The sequence below is a fragment of the Ciceribacter sichuanensis genome (genome assembly GCF_024055605.1).
Classification (GTDB): Bacteria; Pseudomonadota; Alphaproteobacteria; order Rhizobiales; family Rhizobiaceae; genus Allorhizobium; species Allorhizobium sichuanense.
Genome location: NZ_JAMXLX010000002.1, coordinates 815,175 through 839,422, shown reverse-complemented (window position 1 = coordinate 839,422; position 24,248 = coordinate 815,175). Strand labels below are relative to the sequence as shown.

25 protein-coding genes are annotated in these 24,248 nt (G+C 60.6%); 15 read left to right on the top strand and 10 right to left on the bottom strand.

Annotated elements, in window-relative coordinates; all coding sequences use genetic code 11:
- Positions 1–94: 94 nt before the first annotated feature.
- Positions 95–1,135 carry an RluA family pseudouridine synthase gene (locus NBH21_RS10310; RefSeq protein ID WP_250915590.1) on the bottom strand — a complete coding sequence of 347 codons (1,041 nt, stop codon included), beginning with the start codon at positions 1,133–1,135 and terminating at the stop codon, positions 95–97.
- 180 nt (positions 1,136–1,315) lie between these two features.
- Here NBH21_RS10310 and NBH21_RS10305 point away from each other — a divergent pair, with 180 nt between their 5' ends.
- Together NBH21_RS10305 and NBH21_RS10300 are read left to right on the top strand one after the other, a co-directional pair.
- On the top strand, positions 1,316–1,705 hold the full coding sequence (locus NBH21_RS10305; RefSeq protein WP_250915591.1) for a hypothetical protein: 390 nt from the start codon (positions 1,316–1,318) through the stop codon (positions 1,703–1,705).
- Between the two features lie 12 nt (positions 1,706–1,717).
- Entirely contained in the window at positions 1,718–2,551 is an 834-nt protein-coding gene (locus NBH21_RS10300; RefSeq protein ID WP_250915592.1) for a TrmH family RNA methyltransferase, read from the top strand.
- A gap of 33 nt (positions 2,552–2,584) precedes the next feature.
- Here NBH21_RS10300 and NBH21_RS10295 read toward each other — a convergent pair whose 3' ends face one another.
- Both NBH21_RS10295 and NBH21_RS10290 read right to left on the bottom strand, forming a co-directional pair.
- Positions 2,585–3,787, bottom strand: coding sequence for a coiled-coil domain-containing protein (locus NBH21_RS10295; RefSeq protein WP_250915593.1), 1,203 nt, complete (start codon positions 3,785–3,787; stop codon positions 2,585–2,587).
- A gap of 147 nt (positions 3,788–3,934) precedes the next feature.
- Positions 3,935–4,522, bottom strand: coding sequence for a DUF1134 domain-containing protein (locus NBH21_RS10290; RefSeq protein ID WP_250915594.1), 588 nt, complete (start codon positions 4,520–4,522; stop codon positions 3,935–3,937).
- 190 nt (positions 4,523–4,712) lie between these two features.
- On the opposite strand from NBH21_RS10290, the gene chpT reads away from it, so the two are divergent.
- Complete coding sequence (chpT, locus tag NBH21_RS10285; RefSeq protein ID WP_250915595.1) at positions 4,713–5,360, top strand: histidine phosphotransferase ChpT; 648 nt, start codon at positions 4,713–4,715, stop codon at positions 5,358–5,360.
- A gap of 150 nt (positions 5,361–5,510) precedes the next feature.
- Positions 5,511–5,873, top strand: a complete 363-nt coding sequence (locus NBH21_RS10280) for a response regulator (protein WP_250915596.1) — start codon at positions 5,511–5,513, stop codon at positions 5,871–5,873.
- A gap of 206 nt (positions 5,874–6,079) precedes the next feature.
- On the opposite strand, the gene ctrA is transcribed toward NBH21_RS10280, so the two are convergent.
- Positions 6,080–6,781 (bottom strand): response regulator transcription factor CtrA, encoded by a 702-nt coding sequence (gene ctrA / locus NBH21_RS10275; RefSeq protein ID WP_099058674.1) that lies wholly within the window; start codon positions 6,779–6,781, stop codon positions 6,080–6,082.
- Positions 6,782–7,224: 443 nt separating this feature from the next.
- Here ctrA and NBH21_RS10270 point away from each other — a divergent pair, with 443 nt between their 5' ends.
- Entirely contained in the window at positions 7,225–7,575 is a 351-nt protein-coding gene (locus tag NBH21_RS10270; protein WP_250916397.1) for a flagellar export protein FliJ, read from the top strand.
- A 110-nt stretch (positions 7,576–7,685) separates the two neighbouring features.
- Here the strand turns inward: NBH21_RS10270 and NBH21_RS10265 are convergent, their stop codons facing one another.
- Positions 7,686–7,979, bottom strand: coding sequence for a GNAT family N-acetyltransferase (locus NBH21_RS10265; RefSeq protein ID WP_250915597.1), 294 nt, complete (start codon positions 7,977–7,979; stop codon positions 7,686–7,688).
- A gap of 112 nt (positions 7,980–8,091) precedes the next feature.
- On the opposite strand from NBH21_RS10265, the gene NBH21_RS10260 reads away from it, so the two are divergent.
- Positions 8,092–8,550: a paraquat-inducible protein A gene (locus tag NBH21_RS10260; protein WP_250915598.1), complete on the top strand. Its 459-nt coding sequence runs from the start codon at positions 8,092–8,094 to the stop codon at positions 8,548–8,550.
- Between the two features lie 92 nt (positions 8,551–8,642).
- On the opposite strand, the gene sciP is transcribed toward NBH21_RS10260, so the two are convergent.
- The gene (gene sciP / locus NBH21_RS10255; RefSeq protein ID WP_006725852.1) at positions 8,643–8,918 is read right to left on the bottom strand and encodes a CtrA inhibitor SciP; all 276 of its coding nucleotides are present in this window, start codon (positions 8,916–8,918) and stop codon (positions 8,643–8,645) included.
- A gap of 182 nt (positions 8,919–9,100) precedes the next feature.
- Between sciP and NBH21_RS10250 the strand changes: the two genes are divergently transcribed.
- Complete coding sequence (locus NBH21_RS10250) at positions 9,101–9,292, top strand: hypothetical protein (RefSeq protein WP_250915599.1); 192 nt, start codon at positions 9,101–9,103, stop codon at positions 9,290–9,292.
- A gap of 37 nt (positions 9,293–9,329) precedes the next feature.
- Positions 9,330–10,067, top strand: a complete 738-nt coding sequence (locus NBH21_RS10245; RefSeq protein ID WP_250915600.1) for a helix-turn-helix transcriptional regulator — start codon at positions 9,330–9,332, stop codon at positions 10,065–10,067.
- 72 nt (positions 10,068–10,139) lie between these two features.
- Here NBH21_RS10245 and NBH21_RS10240 read toward each other — a convergent pair whose 3' ends face one another.
- The 3 genes from NBH21_RS10240 to cysQ all read right to left on the bottom strand — a co-directional run bounded on the left by NBH21_RS10240 (position 10,140) and on the right by cysQ (position 13,198).
- Positions 10,140–10,766, bottom strand: coding sequence for a sugar transferase (locus NBH21_RS10240; RefSeq protein WP_250915601.1), 627 nt, complete (start codon positions 10,764–10,766; stop codon positions 10,140–10,142).
- A 471-nt stretch (positions 10,767–11,237) separates the two neighbouring features.
- On the bottom strand, positions 11,238–12,263 hold the full coding sequence (locus tag NBH21_RS10235) for a DUF2793 domain-containing protein (RefSeq protein ID WP_250915602.1): 1,026 nt from the start codon (positions 12,261–12,263) through the stop codon (positions 11,238–11,240).
- A 158-nt stretch (positions 12,264–12,421) separates the two neighbouring features.
- Entirely contained in the window at positions 12,422–13,198 is a 777-nt protein-coding gene (gene cysQ, locus NBH21_RS10230; protein WP_250915603.1) for a 3'(2'),5'-bisphosphate nucleotidase CysQ, read from the bottom strand.
- A 239-nt stretch (positions 13,199–13,437) separates the two neighbouring features.
- Here cysQ and NBH21_RS10225 point away from each other — a divergent pair, with 239 nt between their 5' ends.
- Genes NBH21_RS10225 through NBH21_RS10210 form a run of 4 tightly spaced genes read left to right on the top strand, consistent with a single transcriptional unit; the run spans position 13,438 to position 18,505 of the window.
- Complete coding sequence (locus tag NBH21_RS10225; protein ID WP_250915604.1) at positions 13,438–14,691, top strand: sarcosine oxidase subunit beta family protein; 1,254 nt, start codon at positions 13,438–13,440, stop codon at positions 14,689–14,691.
- 9 nt (positions 14,692–14,700) lie between these two features.
- On the top strand, positions 14,701–14,982 hold the full coding sequence (locus NBH21_RS10220) for a sarcosine oxidase subunit delta (RefSeq protein ID WP_250915605.1): 282 nt from the start codon (positions 14,701–14,703) through the stop codon (positions 14,980–14,982).
- Positions 14,979–17,936, top strand: a complete 2,958-nt coding sequence (locus NBH21_RS10215; RefSeq protein ID WP_250915606.1) for a sarcosine oxidase subunit alpha family protein — start codon at positions 14,979–14,981, stop codon at positions 17,934–17,936. Before NBH21_RS10220 ends, NBH21_RS10215 begins: the two co-directional genes overlap by 4 nt.
- Before the next feature lie 11 nt (positions 17,937–17,947).
- Positions 17,948–18,505: a sarcosine oxidase subunit gamma gene (locus NBH21_RS10210; protein WP_250915607.1), complete on the top strand. Its 558-nt coding sequence runs from the start codon at positions 17,948–17,950 to the stop codon at positions 18,503–18,505.
- Here the strand turns inward: NBH21_RS10210 and NBH21_RS10205 are convergent, their stop codons facing one another.
- On the bottom strand, positions 18,506–19,708 hold the full coding sequence (locus NBH21_RS10205; RefSeq protein ID WP_250915608.1) for a multidrug effflux MFS transporter: 1,203 nt from the start codon (positions 19,706–19,708) through the stop codon (positions 18,506–18,508).
- Positions 19,709–19,830: 122 nt separating this feature from the next.
- Here NBH21_RS10205 and NBH21_RS10200 point away from each other — a divergent pair, with 122 nt between their 5' ends.
- The 3 genes from NBH21_RS10200 (at position 19,831) to NBH21_RS10190 (ending at position 24,245) form a co-directional block, all read left to right on the top strand.
- On the top strand, positions 19,831–20,463 hold the full coding sequence (locus tag NBH21_RS10200) for a TetR/AcrR family transcriptional regulator (RefSeq protein WP_250915609.1): 633 nt from the start codon (positions 19,831–19,833) through the stop codon (positions 20,461–20,463).
- A gap of 183 nt (positions 20,464–20,646) precedes the next feature.
- Positions 20,647–23,073, top strand: a complete 2,427-nt coding sequence (locus tag NBH21_RS10195) for a GcvT family protein (protein ID WP_250915610.1) — start codon at positions 20,647–20,649, stop codon at positions 23,071–23,073.
- A gap of 269 nt (positions 23,074–23,342) precedes the next feature.
- Positions 23,343–24,245 carry a branched-chain amino acid ABC transporter permease gene (locus NBH21_RS10190; RefSeq protein WP_250915611.1) on the top strand — a complete coding sequence of 301 codons (903 nt, stop codon included), beginning with the start codon at positions 23,343–23,345 and terminating at the stop codon, positions 24,243–24,245.
- Positions 24,246–24,248: the final 3 nt, after the last annotated feature.

Sequence of the window (24,248 nt, the reverse complement as noted above, 5' to 3'; positions counted from 1 at the left end):
AACCGGTAGACAATCATGGTTAATGAAATGCTACGGGCGGGTCGTCACAATGGAGGGCAGGTCCATCCGCATCATGATTTGCGCCGTCCTTCGATCAGGGGCGGGGTTGCTCGATGGTCTGCAGGGCGTCGATCACCTGCTGCATGTCGTCCGGGATCGGGGCTTCGAACGCCATGGTCTCGCCTGTCGTCGGATGCTCGAAGGCGAGAAGGTAGGCGTGCAGCGCCTGGCGATGGAAACCGTTGACGATGGATTTCGCCGGTTCCGGCAGGAGGTTTGCCTTGGTCTTGAAGGCTGCGCCGTATTCAGGATCGCCGATCAGCGGATGGCCGATATGGGCCATGTGCACGCGGATCTGATGGGTGCGGCCGGTCTCCAGCCGGCATTCGATCAGTGAGGCGAGGCAGCTCGCATCGGGTTTCTCGCCGTAGCGCTCTAGCACTTCGTAATGGGTGATCGCCTCGCGGGCGTCATCGCTGTCCTCGCGCTTGACGGCGCGCTTGGTGCGGTCGCCGGCGCGGCCGAGCGGCGCGTCGATCGTGCCATGCAGCGAACGGGGGCGGCCCCAGACGATGGCCTGGTAGGCGCGTTCCAGCGGACCGGTACGGCCATGATCGGCAAACTGGTCGGCGAGGTGGCGGTGTGCCGCGTCGTTCTTGGCCACCACCATGACGCCGGAGGTTTCCTTGTCGAGGCGGTGCACGATGCCCGGGCGCTTGACGCCGCCAATGCCCGACAGGCTGTCGCCGCAATGGTAGATCAGCGCATTGACCAGCGTGCCGGTCCAGTTGCCGGCGCCGGGATGCACGACAAGGCCGGCCGGTTTGGCGATGACGATCAGGTCGTCGTCTTCGTAAAGCACCTCGAGCGGAATGTTCTCGCCCTTGGGCTCCGGGTCCTCCGGTTCCGGCAGGACAACGGACAGACGGTCGCCAGGCTTGATCTTCCGCTTGGGTTCTGTGACAGGCTCGCCATTGATGGCAATCGCCCCTTGCTCGATCAGCGCCTTGATGCGATTGCGGGAAAATTCGCCTGACAGTGCCGTCGTCAGCCAGGCATCGAGCCGCCCTTCGGCATCCTCGCCGGCAATCAGCTCTTTTCTTGACGTCTCTGCTTGTTTAAAGGGGTCGTTCATTCTGTCATCCCGCGTGTCTACCACCGGCGTTGCGGCAGAGGTTTTGCTGCCAATTGGCACAGACCGATGCGATCCACAATCGACGGCCATGAAAATCATGGCCGGTTTTCCCCGAGCTAAGGTTCGCAGCAGGGAAAATACAAGAGCCCCTGCGAACGACAAGGACCCGGGATACCAGCCATGGCAAATGTCGAGCCCGACGAACAGGAAGACAAGCCGCTCGATCCGGCGATGGAAAATGTCCGCCGCAAGATGGTGAAGCTTCAGCTCGTATCCGGCGGCATCATGCTCCTGATGTTCATGGCGGTGCTGGCAGCGATTGTCTACAAGGTCACGCGTACGGATGGCACCGAGCGGCCCGTCGCCGTCGGCAGCGGCCTTGCCGTGCCTGCCGACCAGCCGGTCGCCGCGACCGCGGCGCTTCCCGCCGGCTTCCGCGTGCTGTCGACCTCGCTTTCGGGCACGCAGATCCTGTTCTATGGCGAAGCAACTGACGGGCAGCGCAAGGCCTATGTCTTCGATATCGCCGTTGGCCGTATCGTCGCCGACGTGACGCTCGCCGGAAACTGACGGTATCCCCCCGTGTCCGGACGCGCTTTCATCACCATCGAGGATCCGAGGGACCCGCGCATTGCGGAATTCTCGCAGATCCGCGAGCGGGACCTGACGGGGCGTTCCGGGCGTTTTATTGCCGAGGGAACGGTCGTTCTCAGGATGCTGGCCGCGGCGCATCAGGCGGCAGGCGATTTCCGGGCGGAAAAGATCCTGCTCCTGAAGAACCGCGTGGATGGTGTCGGCGATATCCTTGCCGCTTTTCCCGAGGATGTCCCGGTTTATGTCGCCGATGCTGCGGTGATCGATGCCATTGCGGGCTTTCACCTGCATCGCGGCGTGCTGGCGCTTGGAGAGCGGCTTTCGGTCGCTGAGCCGGCTGATCTCGTCGGGCGCCTGCCCGGGACATCGCTGGTGCTCGTCGGCTGCGGGATTTCCAACCATGACAATGTCGGCTCCCTGTTTCGCAACGCCGCCGCATTTTCCGCCGATGCGGTGTTGCTCGACGAGACCAGTTGCGACCCGCTTTATCGCAAGGCGCTCAGGGTATCGGTCGGTTCGGTGCTGGCTACGCCTTATGCGCGCGGCGGTTCCGCCGAGGCCATGCTGTCGTCGCTTGCTGATGCGGGTTTCTCGATCTGGGCCCTTTCACCTGCCGGAGCAACCGAACTCAGTTCCATTCCCGCGACCGATCGGATGGCGCTTGTCGTCGGAACCGAGGGTGAAGGATTGCCTGCCGAGATATTGTCGCGCTTTGCGACGGCAAGGATTGCCCAGTCTCCTCATCTCGACAGTCTCAATGTGGGAACGGCGGCCGGTATTGCGCTCTATTCCATGGCGCGGGCCATGGGGCGGATTTCCTGAGCGACGGGTGAGGGCGTAGGCTCTGATACGGCCCTATTCCGCTGCCGAGTGCTGGCTGGAGGTTTTACCTCCAAGGGCAGGATCGAGAGCCAGTGCGCGTTCGGCGAGGCTCGGATGGGCATTGGCGCCCTTCACCGACTTACTGCGCAGCAGGCCGGGGATCGGTGAGCCATCGCCTTCGCGGTGAGCCGTGACGACGATCATCTTGGCGGCGATATCGGCGATTTCCTCGCGCAGCGCATCGTCGTTCGCCGGCGACTTGGCCTTCAGCAAGCGTTCCGTCAGCGCCGTGTGGCGATGACGAAGCTCTTCGGCGAGCTGTTCGATATCGATCTCCGGTGCAGGGCCTGCCAGCAGGGTGGGAGCGGGTTCGATCAATTCTTCTTCCACCACTTCGCTCTCCTTGAAATCCGGCACGGGCAGGTTGGCGCCGCGCAGCGTCTTGGCAACCTGGCGCAGCTGGCCGTTTGCCGACTTGAGGTTCTGCTTGAGGCGGGCGATTTCCTTCAGGCGGCGGTCGATGGTGGCGTCCTTATCGACGTTCTCGGACATCTGCCGGGCAAGGCGGTCGTCGAGCCGCAGCAGCTTGTGCTCCTCCTGGGCGAGGCGCAGTTCGGCGTCCTTTGCCCGCTTGGTCAGAAGCTTGGTTTCGCGACGCAGTTCCTCCCTTTCGTCGCGCAGGGTCTGGACACGCATCTTGAGGTTCTCGATCTCGGTTTCGCGGCTGGAAGCTTCGATCTTCATGTTATCGATGTCGGAGGCCATCAGACGGAGTCGCTTCGACTGCGCCTCGATTTCGAGTCCCTTGGCGACGATGTTTTCCTCGGTACGCTTCAGCGCTTCCTTGAGGTTGTCGGCTTCAAGCTCGGCGCGGCGCAGCTTGGAGCGGAATTCGGCGGCTTCCACGCTCATTTCGTTGATCTGCGCATGGAGGTCCTGGTTTTCCGCAACGAGACGACCGGCCTCATGGCCAAGCTGCTCGTTCGAAAGCTTCAGCGCGATCGACTTTTCGCGTTCGCGGGTGAGTTCCTGCGTGGTGCGGGCATTTTCCGCAGCATAGACGGCGCGGGCCATGTCCTTCTGGGCGCGGATTTCCTGGGGGCTGAGCGGCATCGTCGCCTTCAGGCGGTTCTCGGTATAAAGAACGATACGCTGGTGGATCGCAGGCGCAACCAGCATCACGACCAGAGCGGCCGCCATAAATCCAAGTCCAAAAAGCAGGCCATATTCGATCACGGGCGCGCCAATTCAGGTTCGTCGAACAAACAAATTCGATAATCGCTCCGTGCTTCGCTGAGCAAGTGAGCTTCGACAAATATTTAATCTATGCACGATGCATAGAAAAATCCAGTAAGCTTGTGCGAACCGTACGAACTGACTTTATCAGAAAGGATTCCAGGTCGGCTGGCGGGTCAGCTTGAGGTAGCCGACGTTGACGCCGAGGCGGGCTCCGATGCCGGTCCTGATCGGCACAAGCACGACGTTGCGGCTCTTCATCGCGGTCATGCCGAGGCCGGCAACCACATAGGCCGAGCCGCTGACGCCGCCGTAGCGGGCGTAAAGGCTGTCCACCGACGGCAGGTCGTAGACCAGCATCATGACACGCGTACCATTGCCGCCATAGTCAATGCCGAGCGAGGGCCCCTGCCAGAAGACATCGTGCTGGCCGGCGTTCTTGGTGTAGAGGCCGCCCTCGCCGTAGGTGAGACCGGCGACGAAGGCGCCAGAGCCCTCCTGGCCGAGAATATAACCGTTCGGCAGGCCATATTGCTGGAAGGCTTTTTCGATGACCTTGGCGAGGCCACCACTGGCTTCGCCGAAGAAGCCGTGCCCGGCATCGACGATTTCCTGGATGCTGTATTCGCCGTCGGCATAGGACGGCCGTGGGGCGAGGGTCAATGCGGTGATGACCAAGAGGGCGGCTGCCAGCAGTCGGTGGCCTGCGAAGTCGCTAAATCTCAAATGGCGCATGGGGGTCCTCCGTCCGAATTTCGATGCAATCGGCATCTCCAGTGCTTATGGCCAATTTAGAAAGCATCGTCTTAATAATCGGTTTACCAAATATGGTGTCATTATGGCCTAAAGGAATCCGACCATGCCGGACGCCGGGATTCGGCCTATCCGGTCTCTTTCGTCGGGATTGCGTTCTTCAGGAGAGACGATGCCGAAAAACCCGAACCTCACTCTCGCCGGCCCCGATCTTGCGGCTCTGCTGTGCAGCAGGGTCTGCCATGACGTGATCTCGCCGGTCGGAGCGATCAACAACGGTCTGGAACTGCTCGACGAGGGCGGGGCCGATGCGGATGCGATGGACCTCATTCGCGCAAGCGCCCTCAACGCTTCGGTTCGCCTGAAATTCGCCCGTCTGGCGTTCGGCGCTTCCGGTTCGGTCGGTGCGTCGATCGATACGGGCGAAGCTGAAAAGGCCGCCAAGGACTTTGCCGCCGCGGAAAAGAAGACTGAGGTGTCGTGGAACGGTCCACGCGCCATCATCGGCAAGAACCGGGTGAAGCTGCTGCTCAACCTTTTCCTCGTCGCTTATGGCGCGATCCCGCGTGGCGGTTCGCTGGATGTGTTCCTGGAAAACCCGGAATACGACGCCAAGTTCAAGATCGTGGTCAAGGGACGCATGATGCGGGTGCCGCCGAAATACGCGGAGATTTGCAACGGTGCCGTGGAAGAAGCGATCGATGCCCATTCGATCCAGCCTTACTACGCCGTGCTGCTTGCCGAGGAATGCGGCATGGAACTGAAGCATATCGTCGCGGAAGATCACATCGCCTTTACCGCGGAAATCCCTGCGGCCTGAGTTGTCTTCGTCAGCATCTCCCGCCGCTCTGTCTCAAGTCGGGACGGCGGGACGCGACTTCCGGTAACCTTTCCTTAGTTGAAAGCGCCTATGCTCGGTTGCATGGATCGAAATCCCGCCTGTGGATTAGACCAGTACAGGGAGTTGACGATGCAGCGCTTAATGATCGTGGATGGTTCCGACGTCGTTCGCAAGGTGGGCAAGAAGATCCTTTCGGAGCTTGGCTTCCTTGTCAGTGAAGCTGCGTCTGCCCGCGATGCCATCCTGCGCTGTGAGACGGAACTGCCGAACATCGCGATTATCGACGCCGGTCTCGACGGCGCCCTGGACCTGATCGCCAACATTCGCGCGCTACCCGAGGGCAAGAGCGTGCGGATTTACTATTGCGTCGTCGAAGCCGATCTCAAGACGATGATGGCCGGCAAGCGCGCCGGCGCCAACGACTTCTTGCTGAAGCCGTTCGACCGCAAGATCCTGACGACGATCTTTACCGACAAGGCAATCGCTGCCTGATCCTCCGAGAGGCTTAACCTCCCCGTCTTGCGCCCCGCTTCGTCGGGGCGTTTTTGTGTGTGCGGTCGGGCTGCCGGCTGGCCTGAAAGGGCACGCGATTTCCGGTGATCAGGCTTTGAGTGGGACTATTACGGCAATAAAAAACCTGCCCGGGGAGGGCAGGTTGAGATCCTTGGGGGATTTGGCAGCGGGAGAGGAAAACGGCTTTAAGCCGTTTCCATGTATTCCGAACCGTCGGGCTCGCGCAGTACGTAGCCACGGCCCCAGACCGTTTCGATGTAGTTCGCGCCGCCTGCGGCGTTTGCGAGCTTCTTGCGCAGCTTGCAGATGAACACGTCGATGATCTTGAGTTCAGGCTCGTCCATGCCGCCATAAAGGTGGTTCAGGAACATTTCCTTGGTCAGCGTGGTACCCTTGCGGAGCGAAAGCAGCTCCAGCATCTGGTATTCCTTGCCGGTCAGGTGAACGCGCTGGCCGCCGACTTCGACGGTCTTGGCGTCGAGGTTCACGATCAGTTCGCCGGTGATGATGATCGACTGGGCGTGGCCCTTGGAGCGACGGACAATCGCGTGAATGCGAGCGACCAGCTCGTCCTTGTGGAACGGCTTGGTCATGTAGTCGTCGGCGCCGAAGCCGAGACCGCGTACCTTGTCCTCGATGCCGGCCATGCCGGAGAGAATCAGGATCGGCGTCTTGACCTTGGAGAGGCGCAGCGTGCGCAGCACTTCATAACCCGACATGTCGGGCAGGTTGAGGTCGAGCAGAATGATGTCGTAATCGTAGAGCTTGCCGAGATCGACACCCTCTTCGCCGAGATCCGTGGTGTAGACGTTGAAACTTTCCGATTTGAGCATCAATTCGATGCTCTGCGCCGTAGCGCTATCGTCTTCAATGAGTAGAACCCGCATAATTATCCCCTTTACCGCCGCCGAAAGGTCGAGTTGGCCCCCTACGCGATACGGATCCAGTCGTTGCCTGATTTGAAGGCTGCCACCAAATGGTTAACAAATTCTGATTCCTTCTGGCAAGGAATATCGAATTCATTAAACATTTTTTGCAGTCTCCTGATTTTTCACAAGTTTCCGGCATCGCCACTGTTGAATCAGAACATCAGGAAATACCCGTAACCGATTCATTTGACTCATCATTGTCTCAGGCCTTTTTGGACCCTGGCGTTTACTGACCCTTAAATGATCGTCCTTATCATTAACGATGCCCGTAAACGAAAGGTTACCAACGGTAGTTTTTTGTTAACGCCGCCGTTTTTTTTCGAGAATGATTCGTCGAAAAGGTGGATTCGGCATTTGTTAATATGTGTGGCGGGGGGTCTCGCATCACGGGAGTATTGCGTATGAAGTCGCGTGAGAGCCTAGTGCGCCTGAAGGGATTTCAGGTCACAGAAAAACGTCGGCAGTTGCAGCAGTTGCAATCAATGATGTCGGAATTCGAACGCATGGCGAAGGAGCTGGAAAGCCAGATCGCCATCGAGGAAAAGAAAACCGGGATCAGCGATCCTAATCATTTTGCTTATCCAACTTTTGCCAAGGCGGCGCGCCAGCGGGCGGACAACCTCCAGGTTTCCATTCGTGAACTCAGGGTTCAGCAGGATGCTGCCGAACTCGCGCTGGAAGAAGCCGAGGCCGAATATGCAAAGGCTGCTGCGCTGGAAGAGCGGGACGGCCAGATGCGGGCGCGCGCCTAGTCAGAGGCGGACGCTTACATCGAACCATAAAGCGGTCGGAGTGGCGCGGGTTTCCGCGACCGTGTCCGGCCGTTTTCATTCTCCGGTAGCGTTTCTCGTGCCGAAACGGCTCACCCTTGAGCCTTCACCACATCGCTCCATTCAGGATGGCGCAGCGATTGGGCGCGAAAGAACGGGCAGAGCGGAATGATCTGCCAGCCGCCGTTGCGCGCTTCTTCGACCGCATGTTTCGCCAATGCCTGTCCGACGCCCTGGCCGCGCATGCTGTCAGGCACCTCTGTGTGGTCGACGATGATCAGCTTCGGGCTTGCTCGCGAATAGGTCATCAGCGCGGGTTCCTCCACGCCATCTACCCGTGCAACGTAGCGGCCGCCGGACTTTTCCTCTTCATGGACGATGTTCATCTCGGGGCTCCTTCCACGATTGCTGTCCCTTGCGCGGGACGGTTCGCCAATGATAGCCAAACTCTACACCGTTTCAACGCATCCCGGCCGTTGCCGGGGAGGGAGCGCACCGATGTTGTGGTTGAAATCGATCGCTCTGATGGCTGCGCCGGTTTTCCTGACGCTGGGATTGACCCTGCCTCTGGTGCGTTTCGAGACGCTTTATTTCTTCAGCGAGACGCCATCGCTTCTCGCCATCGTCGCTTCACTTTGGCAGAGCGGGGACGGGGTGCTTGCGATTCTGGTGGCGCTGCTTTCCATCGTCTGTCCGGCCATAAAGCTGTTGGGACTGACGGCGGAAGTTTTGGCGCCGGTATCAACTCCGGGCGAGTGGGATCTGTTGCGGCGGCTGGTGCCGATCCTCTCCAGGTGGTCGATGATGGATGTGCTGCTGGTCGCGCTCGTGATCGTTGCGGCAAAGACCAGCGGTTTGGCGGAAGCGTTCACCCAGCCCGGCCTGTGGTTCTATGCCGGCTCGGCGATCCTGGCGGGGTTCCTGCATGCGCTGCTGAAACGGCAGCAGGATGCCTGACAAGACGTTAAGCGGACCGATGGCGCGGCCCGCTTGGAGATTTTGCGATGATCCGGGAAAACGGCGTCTCCTGCCGTCTCCCGCCCTCGGTATCAGTGGCGATACTGCTGGATACGGGTGGTGCGCAGGCCCGGAAGACCATGGTCGTTGATGGACGACTGCCAGGAAAGAAATTCCTCGACGGTCAGGGTATATCGCTCGCAGGCTTCCTCAAGGCTCAACAGGCCGCCGCGCACCGCAGCGACAACCTCGGCTTTCCTGCGAATCACCCAGCGGCGCGTATTGGCCGGCGGAAGATCGGCAATGGTCAGCGGGCTGCCATCGGGACCGATGACATATTTCACTCGGGGGCGGATCATTTCGGTCATTGGACTCTCTATACAAACTCAAGACCACACGAGCGCATCCTAGCCCTCCACCTTTAAAATTTGCCTAAGCCCATTGTAAGCATTTGATAATAATTTTCACAGGTTGCCACCGGGGTGGTGGGGCGGTTATCCTTCCCCCGCAGGTTGACGTTGCGTAAAGTTGCGGCATCTGCATAGGAGTTATGCCGATTCAGGAATTTATTCGCTCGAAATTTATTGTAGAAGCCGCATCGGAACTGGCGTTTCGGCGCGTTCATTTTTTGTTGGTCGCCAACGGAGACGACCTGACCGGTGATCTCGATGGGGTCCAGTTGAACGGGATATGGCCCGTTTCCTGCTTGGCTGGTGAAACTCGTTTGATCGAAATTCTTTAGCGGACGAGCGAATTGCAATTCGCTCGAAAGGAGCGTGATGTTCAGGGTGAACGAAGCCGTCTGTCGGGACGGTGAAGATGGTGCGGTCAAGACTGCGCCCGCCGACGAAAGCGGCCTTTGCGCGCTTGGTCAGGAGTTCGCCGCGCTCGGACGCAAGAACGATCTGCCGTTTTTTCTGGTGACGAGCTTTCCCAAGGCCGACAAGCCGGGCTTTGCCGCGAACCTGATGCTGACCAACTGGCCGGCGGACCTCGTCGCCTCCTATGGCGCGAGCGATACGTTTGCCTCGAGTGTGCTGCTTTCCCGCCTCAAGGCGACGATCATTCCGGTCTTTTCGGCTGATTGTCCCTTTCCGGCCGTTCAGGATGCCTCCAACGGCGCCGCTGGCGCTTCGTTTCGCGCCTATGGCCTAAACTCGACCCTTGCTTTCAGCCTCCACGATCGGGCGCTCGCTCACTATCTCATTGCCTTTTCCGGCCAGCGGCAGGCGCCCGAGAGGGCGGAGATGGCGTCGATCCATTATGATTGCATCGAACTGATCGACACGTGTTTCGGTCGCCTCGTTCCCCAGGACGGGCCACGGGAGAAGCTGTCGGCGCGCGAGCTTGAGTGCCTGCGCTGGTCGGCTGCGGGCAAGAGCAGCGACGAGATCGCCATCATTCTCAATATTTCGAGCCACACTGTCGTGAGCTACCTGAAGAGCGCCATGCGCAAGCTTGATTCGGTAAACCGCATGCAGGCTGTCGCCCGCGCCTGCCGCTTCCGGCTCCTCTGACGCCCGAAACAAGAAAGGCCCGCCATCGCTTTCGCAAATGACGGGCCGCTATTTCCTATTTCCCTACTGGCCTCAGAAGCCCTTGCCGCCCTTGAGTTCGGATACGACGGTGCCGACGATGATGCGCAGGTCGAGCCAGTAATTGAAGTTCTCCACATAGTGAAGATCGCAGGCGATACGGGCGCGGGCCTTGCCGGGCCTGTCAGTCGGGCCGCGAAGTCCGCGCATCTGGGCCAGCCCGGTCATGCCGGGACGCATGACGTGGCGACGATGATATTCCGGCACCAACTCTTCATACGGCATGCCGGCCGCCAGCATGCCGATGGCATGGCAACGGGGGCCGACGAGCGACATGTCGCCCTTCAGCACGTTCATCAGCTGCGGCAGTTCGTCGATATTGGTACGACGGATAATGGCGCCGATCTTGGTGATACGGGGATCGCCGGCAACCGTCTGGTTGACGCCTGTTACATCACAAAGATCCGTCCGCATGGAGCGGAACTTGTAAACCCTGATCTTCCGGCAGCCCTTGCCCCAGCGCTGCTGGGTGAACAGGACCGGGCCGGGGCTATCCAGCCGGATCAATGCCGCCACCGTCAGCAGGAAAGGCAGCAGCACGAGCAGAGCCGTTCCGGAAAGGACGATGTCGGTCAGTCTTTTGATGAAATAATGTGCATGCCCTGCGCGTTTTGAGGGCAAGAAGCTTGCTTCCCGATAATAGTCATCGAGAAGTATAGCAGGGTTCGCCATCTGAAAATGGCGGGGTGCGTGATCGTTTTGGGCTTGCGGGAAACTCAAAATCTTTACCCAGCTCATTAGTGTCGATTGTTGCTCGATGTCAGGACCCATAAATAGTACAGCTCGGTGACATTGTCATTACTGTTTTTAACTGTTGGTTAACCTCAGCACGTTTCTTCAACGCGCAAATGACAACAGCTGCCGATAAGTTACCGATTTCAGCGGCAAAATTGTTATCGGCTAAATTTGGTCTCATTATGAAGCAGCCATGCAAAAGCGTCATGACTGACGTTGGGCTGCGTGTTCCATAACGGAACACCATTGTGAAGCGAAAATGTGGATCGCCTGAAATATCAGGAGCTTCAGCTGCATCGCCGGCGAGTCGCAGGGCCGCGAGAATCGCGGCCCGAGGCCTGTTGAAAAAAATTCCGATCACAGCATGGCGATGGAGATTTCGGTGGCGGTGAGGCCGAATTGGAGCTCTGCGGACCCCGTGTGACGGAGGGTCAGAATGTCTCCGGCGGACAGGCTGGCAATCGCCACGGCCGATCGGCTGCCTGCCGGTCCCGTGGTGACGGCAAGCGTGGTGGTGTCGTTCTGGCGAAGGCTTACGGTGTGGCTGGTGGCTGACAATACGGTCACGCCGAGTGCAAAAAGATAAAGGCCTGTTATTGGCACGACCAGACCGCTGCCGTGACCCGACGCGAGGGGCGCTCCGAGGAGAAAGCCGCCGGCCGAAGCATGCAGGTCGTGAAAACCCGTCACCGTGCCGTCGGCAATCGTGAGCGTGGCAGGCGTTCTCGCCGCGCGGGCGAGGGGGCGGTGGCTCATCCGGACGATCCCGTCCGGCGAAACGGCGAGCGCCGTTTTCCAGTCCGCGCCATCGTCGCTCACCTTGATCGAGAAGCCGTCATCGCCGGCAAGTCCCATCTCCGCCTTGCCCTGCCAGCCGGATTGGAAAAGGAGCGATGCGGTGTCGCCGGTCGCAGCCTTGTTGATCTTCATGCGATGATCGCCGCCGGCATGATTGAAGAGGCTTGCGGGCGAGGAAAGCGAGAGGCGGTTGGTCGTATCGGCGGAGGTCGAAATGCCAAGAGTGGAAACTTCCGTCTCCGAGGGCATTGAAATGTCGTGCCAGGCGGTCGCTGCGAAGACCTTGATGCTGTTTTCGGTCAGATCGAAGGCGCGCCAGCCGGTTTTCGGGGTTATGAAAATCCACGCATCATCCTGCCGGAAGGCGAGCCGCTCGCTTTTCCCGGAGAAAGCGCCGGAAGCCGGAGAAAGAACCCAGTAGCAATCGCCTTCTTCGGCCTCTGCCGGTGGTTCATGCAGGCTGCCGGCAATCGTCAACTGGACGATGGCGTCCAGTCTCTGCAGCGCTTCGTTGTGGGTGACGTGCTTCTGCGCCTGCGCCGGCAGAATATAGGGAAGGGCGAGATTGCTGGTGATATCGGGCATGCGTTCGGGGCTCCGCTTTGCTGCGCGCCGGTTCCCTGTCTGTGAGAGGGGCCGATGCGAGGTTCATGGAGTTATCCTGAGACAGGCGCGGTCGAGGGGGGAGCAATCGGTGTCGATGCCTTGAAAAGGCTTGCCTTTCTCGGGTTTTCTTCCGACGTTTACGGTCGTTTTCCCCAGGCGATGAAGTCGGGGTTGGCGAAATCGCGAAGGTCCTTCCGGCCCCGCTTGCCGTATGTCAGGGGCAGTCCGTCGAGCGTCAGCGTGATGCCTCCGGCCGCTCGCAGCACGGCATCGCCAGCCGCCGTATCCCATTCCATGGTGCAGCCGAAGCGGGGGTAAAGATCGGCGCTGCCTTCGGCCAGCAGGCAGAACTTGAGCGAAGAGCCGACCACGCCGCGGTCGGTGATATCGTTCGCATCAAGGTATTCCATCGTCGCCGGGCTGTTGTGGGAGCGGCTGATCAGCGCTTTTGGGCTTGCCGGAGTGGTGCGGGAGGCGATCGGTTTCCGTTCGTTTACCCGGAACTCTTCATCGACCGTCAGCTTGAATGCGCCTTCCGATGATCCAGCATAAGCCACGCCGAGTGCCGGAGCGTAGACGAAGCCTACGACTGGCCGGCCGGCCTCGATCAGGGCGATGTTGACGGTGAAATCGCAATGCCCGCCGACGAATTCCCTTGTGCCGTCCAGCGGGTCGACGAGCAGGAAACTGCCGGCGGTTTCCGGTATCCTGCCGGCCGCGGCGGATTCCTCGGCGACGACCGGGATCGTTCCAAGGTTTTCGGAGACATGGGCGAGAATGATCCGTTCGGCGTACTCGTCGGCTTCGGTCACCGGCGAGTGATCCGCCTTCAGGCGGACATCAGGCCCGGCGCGACAGATTTCCATGATCGCGCGACCTGCAGCCAGTGCCGCCTTCTCGAAGATTGCCAGCATGCCTCTCTCTAACGGCTCCGTATTTGCTTGGTGTCGCGTTGCTTATGCGGCAGGCGCGCGCTCATGCCAATGGTTCTTCATGCTTTTCCGCTGAAAGGTGAACCCGACGTTTCGCGCGGGAGGAGGTCGGGCCGGAAAGAAGATATGTCAGGTCCCAATCTTGTTATTTCTCGTCCTATTCTGGCTTGCTCTTTGGTGGGCGTATGCGAATGTGCATCGAAATATCGACAGGATGCCCGATGCGTTATTCCGCTTTCTCGATTTTTAAACAGGCTCTTTCCGGGAATCGGAACTGGGCGCCTATGTGGCGTGAACCCACGCCCAAGCCGCATTACGACGTTATCATCGTCGGCGGGGGCGGTCATGGCCTTGCGACGGCCTATTATCTCGCCAAGGAACACGGTATCACCAATGTCGCCGTTCTTGAAAAGGGATATCTCGGCTCGGGCAATATCGGCCGCAACACGACGATCATCCGCTCCAACTACATGCTCGAGGGCAACGAGCCTTTCTACGAGCTGTCGATGCAGCTCTGGGAAGGGCTGGAGCAGGACTTCAACTATAATGCCATGGTGAGCCAGCGCGGCATCGTCAACCTCTTCCATTCTGACGGGCAGCGCGACGCCTATGCGCGGCGCGGCAATGCCATGCGCATCCATGGTGTCGATGCGGAACTGCTCGACCGGGAGCAGGTGCGCAGAATGATGCCCTATCTCAACTTCGATCACGCCCGCTTCCCCATCCTTGGCGGTCTCCTCCAGCGGCGGGCGGGCACGGCCCGTCACGATGCCGTCGCCTGGGGTTACGGGCGGGGCGCGGACAGCCGCGGTGTGGATCTCATCCAGCATTGCGAGGTCACCGGCATCCGTCGTGACGAAAACGGCAAGGTTCTGGGCGTCGAGACGACCAAAGGCTTCATCGGCTGCAACAAGCTGGCGCTGGCCGCGGCCGGCAACACCACGACCGTCGGCCGCATGGCGGGTCTCGATCTGCCCATCGAGACGCATGTGTTGCAGGCCTTCGTGTCGGAAGGCATCAAGCCGGTGATCGACAACGTCATCACCTATGGCGCCGGACACTTCTATATATCCCAGTCCGACAAGGGCGGGCTCGTGTTCGGGGCGGATATCGACTACTACTCCTCCTATGCCCAGCGCGGCAATCTGGCGACGGTCGAGCATACCATGGAGGAGGGTGTGTCCCTCATTCCCGGCCTGTCGCGTGTCCGGGTGCTGCGCACCTGGGGCGGCGTGATGGACATGAGCATGGACGGTTCGCCGATCATCGACCGCACGCCGATCGACAATCTCTACCTCAACTGCGGCTGGTGCTATGGCGGCTTCAAAGCCACGCCGGCATCGGGTTTCTGCTACGCGCATCTGATCGCGAAGAACGAGCCGCATCCCGTCGCTCGGCTGCTGCGTCTTGACCGTTTCCGTCGCGGCTTTGCCCTCGACGAGGGCGGCAAGGGCCCGCAACCCAATCTCCACTGAGACAAGATCATGGCCAGCCTTATCAAATGCCCGCATTGCGGGGTCCGTCCGAAGGAAGAGTTCTCCATTCTTGGCGATGCCTCGGTGGCGCGTCCGGCCCCCTCCGCTTCCGATGACGAATGGTATTCCTATGTCTTCGTGCGCAACAATCCCAAGGGACGTATCCAGGAATACTGGCATCACGCTTCCGGCTGCCGCCGCTGGCTGGTGGTCGAGCGCGATAATGCCATGAGCCATGAGGTTTATTCCGTCACCGATGCTGCCGAAAAGGCGAAGGAGGCTGGCCGATGACCGGTTATCGTCTGTCGAGCGGCGGTATCATCAACCGCAGCCGCGCCATTTCCTTCCGTTTCGATGGTCGTGAATTCAAGGGCTTCGAAGGCGATACGCTCGCCTCGGCGCTGATCGCCAATGACCAGCTACTGGTCGGCCGCAGCTTCAAGTATCACCGCCCGCGCGGCATCGTAACCGCCGGTTCGGCGGAACCGAATGCGCTGGTGACTGTCGGTACCGGCGGGCGCACCGAGCCGAATACCCGGGCGACGGTCGCGGAACTCTATCACGGGCTGGAAGCCGTGAGCCAGAACCGTTGGCCCTCGTTGAATTACGATATCGGTTCGCTCAACAGCCTGCTTTCGCCCTTCCTGGGCGCGGGCTTCTACTACAAGACCTTCATGTGGCCGAAGAGCTTCTGGGAAAAGGCCTATGAACCGCTGATCCGCAAGGCCGCCGGTCTCGGCAAGGCGGCGATGGAGGTGGATCCGGACCGTTATGAGAAGTCGTGGGCGCATTGCGACCTGCTGGTCATCGGTTCCGGTCCCACGGGCCTGACAGCGGCGCTTGCCGCCGGCCGCGCGGGCCTGCGCGTCATCCTCGCCGATGAAGGTTTTCGACTGGGTGGTTCGCTCCTTTCCGAAAAGCTTTCGGTCGGCGGCGTTTCGGCGGTCGATTATGCACAGCGCGTCGTCGACGAGCTGAGAAGCCTGCCGAACGTCACGCTGATGCCGCGTACCACCGTGTTCGGCTGGTATGACGACAATGTCTTCGGCGCCGTCGAGAAGGTGCAGAAACATGTGGCGCAGCCGCTGCCGGAACTGCCGGTCGAGCGGCTCTGGCGCATCATCGCCCGCAACGCCATCCTTGCGACGGGCGCGGAAGAGCGTCCGCTGGTGTTCGGCGGCAACGACAAGCCGGGTGTGATGACGTCGGGTGCGGTCCGTACCTATCTCAATCGCTACGGTGTGGCACCCGGCCATGAAGTGGCCGTGTTCACCAATGGCGGAGCCGGTTATCGCACGGCGCAGGATCTGCTTGCTGCCGGGATCGGCGTTTCGGTCGTGATCGACGGACGTGCTGCGTCTTCGGACGAGGCGCCCTCGGGTGTTCGCGTCATTCGCGGCGGCGCGGTTGTCGCGACCAAGGGCGGGCGACGCATTTCCGGCCTGATCGTCGAGCGTTCCGGGCATCAGGAAGAGATCGCCTGCGACGCGCTGGCGATGTCCGGGGGCTTCAGCCCGGTCATCCATCTCGCCTGCCAGCGCGGGTCGAAGCCTGTGTGGTCTGATGCGCATCAGGCCTTCCTTGCACCGGATGGGGGGGGTGGCCTTGCAATCGCAGGCTCGGCCGCAGGTGTCGCTTCCCTGTCTGAATGCCTGAAGGACGGTGCCGACAAGGCTCATGCCGTCATCGGCGCGCAGGGGCGACTGGTCGGTTCGGTCGAACTGCCCGAGGTCGAGGGTGAGTACGACGCTTCCTTCGCGCCGCTCTGGTATGTCGCCGGCGCCAAGCAGAAGGCCTTCATCGATTTCCAGAACGACGTGCACATCAAGGACCTGAGCCTTGCCCAGCGCGAGGCGATGGGCCATGTCGAGCACACCAAGCGCTATACCACCGGCGGCATGGCGACCGACCAGGGCAAGCTCGGTAACGTCAATGCGGCCGGCATCATCGCCGGTATGCGCGGTGTCTCCCCGGCCGAAATCGGCACGACGACGTTCCGGCCCTTCTATACGCCGGTATCTTTCGGCGCGATGGCGGGTGCGAGCCGGGCGGAGCATTCCCGCCCCGTGCGCCAGTCGCCGCTGCATGGCTGGGCCAAGAAGAACGGCGCGGTCTTCGTCGAGACGGGGCTGTGGTATCGTTCCTCCTGGTTTCCGAAGGATGGCGAGAAGTCGTGGCGCGAAAGCGTCGATCGAGAGGTCATGAACGTCCGCTCGAATGCCGGCCTCTGCGATGTGTCGACGCTCGGCAAGATCGAGGTGTTCGGCAAGGACGCGGCCGAATTCCTGAACCGGCTCTATTCCAACGCCTTCCTCAAGCTTCCCGTCGGCAAGGCCCGTTACGGCCTGATGCTGAGGGAAGACGGCATGGTCTATGACGATGGGACGACCAGCCGGCTTTCGGAGGACCATTTCTTCGTCACCACCACGACGGCTTATGCCGGAGAGGTGATGACGCACATGGAATTCGCCGCCCAGACCTTCTGGCCCAATCTCGACGTGCGCTTCGTCTCGTCCTCCGACCAGTGGGCGCAGATGTCGCTCGCAGGACCGAAGGCGCGGCTGATCCTCGATCAGCTCGTGGACGAGGATCTCTCGAACGAGGCGTTTCCGTTCCTCTCCGCCCGCGAGGTCTTGCTCAGGGGAGGACTGAAGGCGCGGCTCTTCCGCATCTCCTTCTCCGGCGAACTGGCCTATGAGATCGCCGTGCCCGCCGGTTTCGGCGAGGCGGTCGCGGATGCGATCATGGAGGCGGGCAAGCAGCATGGCATCTGCGCCTATGGCGTCGAGGCGCTCAACGTGCTGCGTATCGAAAAGGGGCACGTTACCCACAACGAACTGGATGGCCGCACGACGCCTGACGATGTCGGCCTTGGCCGCATGTTCTCGACCCAGAAGCAGGATTTCATCGGCAAGCGAATGTCGAGCCGTTTCGGCCTGACTGCCGCGGACCGGCCGCAACTTGTCGGCCTGAAGCCGGTGGAGACGGACAAGGAAATCAAGGCGGGCGCGCATCTCCTGAAGGAAGGCGCGAAACCTTCCATGCTCAACGATCAGGGCCATGTCTCGTCCGTCTGCTTCTCGCCGTCGCTCGGCCACTACATCGCGCTCGCCATGCTGAAATCCGGCCGCGAGCGTATCGGCGAGAAGATCGTCGTCTGGGATGGCCTGCGTGGCACGGAAGTGCTGGCGGAAGTCTGCAGCCCGGTCTTCGTCGACCCTGACAACAAGAAGCTCCACCTTTGAGGATTGCCACCATGCCAACGACATTCGCCTACCGGCATGCGCTCGAAGACCATATCGCGGGCTTCGAAGGGGATGCCAATCCGCATCATCTCACGGTTCTGACGCGACCGACGGTGTTTTCCGTCATGGCGCGCGCGGGGCATGAAACAGAAATCGCCGGCGCGCTCGAAGCGATGGAGGAGATTTCCGCCCGTTTCGTTTCTCCCGGCGAGTGGCTCGTGGTTTCGGAAATCATCGGGGCCGAGGCGCTTGCCCGCGATCTTGCCGCGCTGGGTCCCGAGCGAGCTTCCTTCGTCGAGCAGAGCGACGGTCGCGTCGTCATGCGCATCGCAGGACCCAAGGTTCGCCAGATCCTCGCCAAATGCGTTGCCGTCGACCTGCATCCCGATGTCTTCGTGATCGGGCAGGCCGCCAATATGCTGTGCTGCCATGTGACAGCAAACGTCGCCCGCACGGGAGACGATGAATTCGAGGTTGCCGTCATGCGCTCCTATGCGGGCTATGTGTTTGACGAACTCATGGAAATGGGCCGCGAGTTCGCCATGTCTTCAGGGCTTTCCGCCGGCTGATCAGATCGCCGCTTCGTGCGCAACCCGTGACGGCCCGAACGCCAGGTGGGCGGTAAGCGTCGTCGCGACTGCGAAGGCGGCAATGACGGCGAGAAGGGGCAGGGCAGAATCGTCGGCGAAGATGCCGATGGCAAAGCTGCCCAATGCGCCGGCGCCGAAACCGAGCGCGCCCATCAGTGCCGCTGCCGTCCCCGCAATCGCGCCGTGACTCTCCATCGCCATGATGTTGCAGGAGGGCATGATGCCGCCAAGCGCCATGACCATGACAAAGAGCAGGATGCAGATGGAGAGGAGATTGCCGTTTCCGGAAAGCTCCAGAGCCAGCATCAGGATGGCGGCGAGTGCATAGATTGCCGATGACGCCTTCACCACGCCGCGAATGCCGATGCGGCGTGCGAGCCTCGGGCCGATCTGCGTGCCGATGCCGATGCCGATCGAGTTGAGGCTGAAGACCAGCGCGTATTCCACCGGCGACATGCCGTAGACATTGATCAGCACGAAGGACGAACCCGCGATATAGGCGAAGAAACCGCCCTGCGCGAAGGCAAGCGCGCTGGCATAGGGGATGAAACTGCGAGTGAACAGCAGGCGTCCATACCAGTGCAGTGCCGCCGCCGGCCGGCTGTGGGCGCGCAGTTCCGGCATCCGCGTTTCCGGCAGCAGCGACAGCACGACGAAGGCCACGAGCAGGCCGAGCAGGATCAGCACGGTAAAGATCGTCCGCCAGTGTCCCGTCTCGAGAATCAGGCTGCCGGCAAGCGGCGCGATAACAGGTGCTACGCCGAGAACCAGCATGACCAGCGACATCAGCTTTGCGGCTTCATGGCCGGTGTAAAGATCCCGGATCGACGCGGTGGCGATCACCATTCCGATGGAGCCGCCGATCCCTTGCAGGAAGCGGAAGGCGAGGAACTGGGTGGCGTCTGAGGCAACGACGCAGCCAGTGGAGCCGGCGATGAAGATCGCAAGCGCCAGATAGATCATCGGTTTGCGGCCGGTGCGGTCGGAGGCCGGGCCGTAGAACAGTTGGCCGAGGGTGAAGCCGACGAAGTAGGTCATCATGTTGAGCTGGATGGTGGCGTCGGTCGTGGCGAGGTCGCCTGCCATGCGCGGCATCGCTGCGACGTGCATGTCGGTCGCGAACGGCCCGAGAGCGCACAGCGCCCCGAGCGCCACGGCGATGGACAGGGTCTTCTTGTTCATGAACGGGTTCCGTGAAAGATGGAATTGTTGCAATCAATATTTGGAAACGATATCGTTTCCTTATTGCGAGAGGAAACGCATTCGTTTCCTTTTGTCAATTGAATTTCGTCAGGGAGGCTTTCGTGAACACATCTGCCGTCGGGCGTCCGCCGCTTCTGCCGGACGAGGAGCGCAGGGGCCTGATCCTTCAGGCGGCGGAGCGTGTCTTTGATGCGGTCGGTTATGGTGCCGCGACGATGGAGGAGGTGGCGCGCGAATGCGGAATGGCGAAAAAGACGGTCTACAAGTTCTTTCCCGACAAGGCGTCGCTGTTCAACGCCCTGATCGACAGTCACGATACCCTGATCGATGACTGGACCAGCCGGTCGCGCGAGGGGATGGCGGTGGAGGAGCATTTTCGCCAGCTGTTGCTGGAGCTATCCGCCTTCATCCTTTCTCCGAGGCAGCTTTCGTTGACGCGTCTTGTCATCGCCGAGGCGCGCAAGTCTCCGGATCTCGCGCAGCGTTTCCACAAGGAATGCATGGAGAAGACGCTTTCCTTCGTGACGCACGAACTGGGGCAGGGCGGGCTTTTTGCCGGACGAAGCCCGCAGGAGGCGAGGCGCATTGCGGACATGTTCATAGGGGCGACGCTCGGCGCCGCCCAGATCAGTGCGCTGATGCTGGATATGGATCAGGATAGCCTTCGGCGCGAGCTGGCTATCCGCGTCGAGATCGCAGCGGCCATGCTCAAGGGCGTTGTGGAACTTCCGTAGCCTGCCTTGAGCGAGCCATACCCGAGTGGCGCGGACGGGATAAAAATTATGTCCGAAGCGACATTTCGCTTCGCAGTACGGACTGTTGGACGAAAAAAATAGTTACTAGGCTGGCTCCGGATTTTTGACTTTCAACGCGGAATTTCAGGCCCTTCGCGGCCTTCGCAAAACCGGAGATTTTACATGAAGAGCCATGCCAGGGTCGTCGTCATCGGCGGTGGTGTCGTCGGGTGTTCGGTGCTCTATCACCTGACAAAATTCGGCTGGACGGATGTCGTCCTGCTCGAACGCTCGGAGCTGACCTCCGGCTCCACATGGCATGCCGCCGGTGGCATTCACACCATCAATGGTGACCCGAACGTCGCCAAGCTTCAGAAGTACACGGTCGAGCTCTACAAGGAGATCGAGGAGTATTCCGGTCAGGATGTCGGGCTGCACCTGACTTCGGGCCTCATGCTGGCCGCAACCCAGCAGCGGTTCGAATGGCTGAAGTCCGTTCTCGCCAAGGGCAAGTATGCCGGCATGGATGCCGAGCTTTTGACGGCGAAAGAGGCGGCGGACATGATGCCGCTGCTCGATCCGAGCCATTTCGTCGGTGCTGTCTATGACCCGAACGAGGGTCATGTCGACCCTTACGGCGTCACGCACGCCTATGCGAAATCGGCGAAGAAGAACGGTGCGGAAATCTACCTGCACACCCGGGTCGAGGACCTCGTCCAGCTGGAAGACGGCACCTGGCGGGTGCTGACTGACAAGGGCGAAATCCGTGCCGAGCACATCGTCAATGCTGGCGGCCTGTGGGCGCGCGAGGTTGGCCGCATGGTCGGTCTGGAACTGCCGGTGCTGGCCATGGAGCACATGTATCTCATCACTGAGGACATGCCCGAGGTCATTGAATACAACCAAAGGAGCGGCAAGGAGATCCAGCACTGCGTGGACTTCGACGGCGAGATCTATCTCCGTCAGGAGCGCAACGGCATGCTGATGGGCACCTATGAAAAGGCCTGCCGTCCATGGTCGCCGCTCTCTACCCCCTGGGATTTCGGCCATGAATTGCTGGCCGAGGATCTGGAACGCATCGCGCCCGAACTCGAGGTCGGCTTCCGTCACTTCCCGGCCTTCAACAAGGCGGGCATCAAGAAGATCATCAACGGCCCCTTCACCTTCTCCCCGGACGGCAATCCGCTCGTCGGTCCGGTTCGCGGCATGACCAACTACTGGTCTGCCTGCGCCGTCATGGCCGGCTTCAGCCAGGGCGGCGGCGTGGGGCTTGCGCTCGCCAACTGGATGATCAACGGCGATCCGGGCTTCGACGTCTTCGCGATGGACGTCTCCCGCTACGGCGACTACGCAACGCTTGCCTACACCAACGCCAAGGTTCGCGAGAACTATACCCGCCGCTTCTCCATCCGCTTCCCGAACGAGGAGCTGCCGGCGGCGCGTCCGCTGCTGACCACGCCGATCTATGACAAGCTGAAGGCTGCCGGTGCCGTCTTCGGCGCGTCCTACGGTCTGGAAACGCCGCTGTGGTTTGCGCCGGAGGGTGTCGAGGACAAGTTCTCATGGCGTCGTTCGACCGATTTCGATTCGGTCGGTGCTGAGGCGAAGGCCGTGCGCGCAGGCGTCGGTCTGATGGAGACGTCGGGTTACGCCAAATATTCCGTTTCGGGCGATGGCGCGCGCGAATGGCTCGACACCCTACTTGCCGGACGCATTCCGCCGACAGGCCGCATGGCGCTGACGCCGATGCTGAACGAGGCCGGCAAGCTGATCGGCGATTTCACCGTCGCCAATCTCGACGAAGAGGAATTCCTCGTCATCGGCTCGGGCATCGCCGAAGAATATCACATGCGCTGGTTCGAACAGCATCTGCCGGATGATGGTTCCGTCGAGGTCAGCCCGCTCGGTCTCGGGCTTGTCGGCCTTTCGATCGCCGGTCCCAAGGCGCGCGACGTGTTGGCGAAGCTGACCCATCTCGATATGTCGGACAGCGAGTTTCCGTTCATGGACATCCGTGAGATGGATATCGGCATGGCGCCGGCCATCGTGGGGCGTGTCAGCTATACCGGCGACCTCGGTTACGAGTTGTGGATGCGTCCGGAATACCAGCGCTATCTCTTCGACGCGATCATGGACGCCGGCGCAGAATTCGGCATTAGCCTCTTCGGTGCACGCGCGCTCAACTCGCTCCGGCTGGAGAAGTCCTTCGGCAGCTGGTCGCGCGAATACAGGCCGCTCTACGGGCCTCTGGAGGCCGGTCTGTCGCGCTTCGTGGCACTTGGCAAGGAAGCCGATTTCATCGGCAAGGAAGCAGCCTTGAAGGAAAAGGCCGAAGGCGGAAGTCTGCGACTCAGGACCTTCGTGGTTTCGGCCAGGGACGCCGACGTTATCGGCGACGAGCCGATCTTCCTCAATGGCGAGGTGAAGGGCTGGGTGACATCAGGCGGTTTTGCGCATCCGAGCGGCGTTTCGGTGGCAATCGGTTATGTTCCGAAGGAGGTCGCGGACGAGATCGACGGCTGGTCGATCGAGATTCTCGGCGAGGAATTGCCGGCCAGATTGCAGCCGCAGCCCCTCTTTGACGCAAATGGTTCGCGTATGCGTTCCTGACGCCTGATGTCCATATCCCCAAAGGAATAGGAAAGGGGGCCGCAGCGATGCGGCCCCTGTCTATTTCAAAGGCATTTGATGCCGCTTTTTTGATAGAATTGATTTCGTTTGCGCCAAATTGTGAGCAAATGACAATAAAATGCGCGTTAGCCGGGTTTTAGGCTTCACATTTGCGGACAAAACGCTATGGAATTTCTTCATGTTAAGAACCCAAAAGGGCAACATACAAGAGGCACGGGAACATCGGTACCGTGCCCGGGGGATTGGTAATGGAGTACTTCATCCAGCAGCTCATTAACGGGCTGACTCTTGGATCCATCTATGGCCTTGTCGCAATCGGCTATACGATGGTTTACGGCATCATCGGCATGATCAACTTTGCCCATGGTGACATTTTCATGCTTGGCGGCTTTGCCGCTCTTATCGTCTTCCTCATCCTGACATCGTTCTTTGCTGGCATTCCGGTTGCGCTTGCGCTGCTGATCATGCTGGTCATCGCGATGCTGATGACGGGCCTGTGGAACTGGACCATCGAGCGCGTGGCCTACCGGCCGCTGCGCGGTTCGTTCCGGCTGGCGCCGCTGATCACCGCAATCGGCATGTCTATCGCTCTTTCGAACTTCATCCAGGTCACGCAGGGTCCGCGCAACAAGCCGATCCCGACGCTGGTCAACGATGTCTATCATTTCGGCGCGATCACCATTTCGCTGAAGCAGTTCATCATCGTCGCCATCACTTCGGTGCTGCTCTTCGCCTTCTGGTACATCGTCAACAAGACGCCTCTCGGTCGTGCGCAGCGCGCCACCGAACAGGACCGCAAGATGGCGGCACTTCTCGGCGTCGATGTCGACCGGACGATCTCCGTAACCTTCGTTATGGGTGCGGCGCTCGCTGCGGTCGCCGGCACGATGTATCTGATGTATTATGGCGTGGCATCGTTCAACGACGGCTTCGTTCCGGGCGTCAAGGCGTTCACCGCGGCTGTTCTTGGCGGTATCGGCTCGTTGCCGGGTGCTGTTCTCGGCGGTCTCCTGATCGGTCTCATCGAGTCGCTCTGGTCCGCGTACTTCAGCATCGCCTACAAGGATGTCGCAACCTTCGGCATCCTGGCATTCGTGCTGATCTTCAAGCCCACGGGTATCCTGGGCCGACCGGAAGTCGAGAAGGTCTGACCT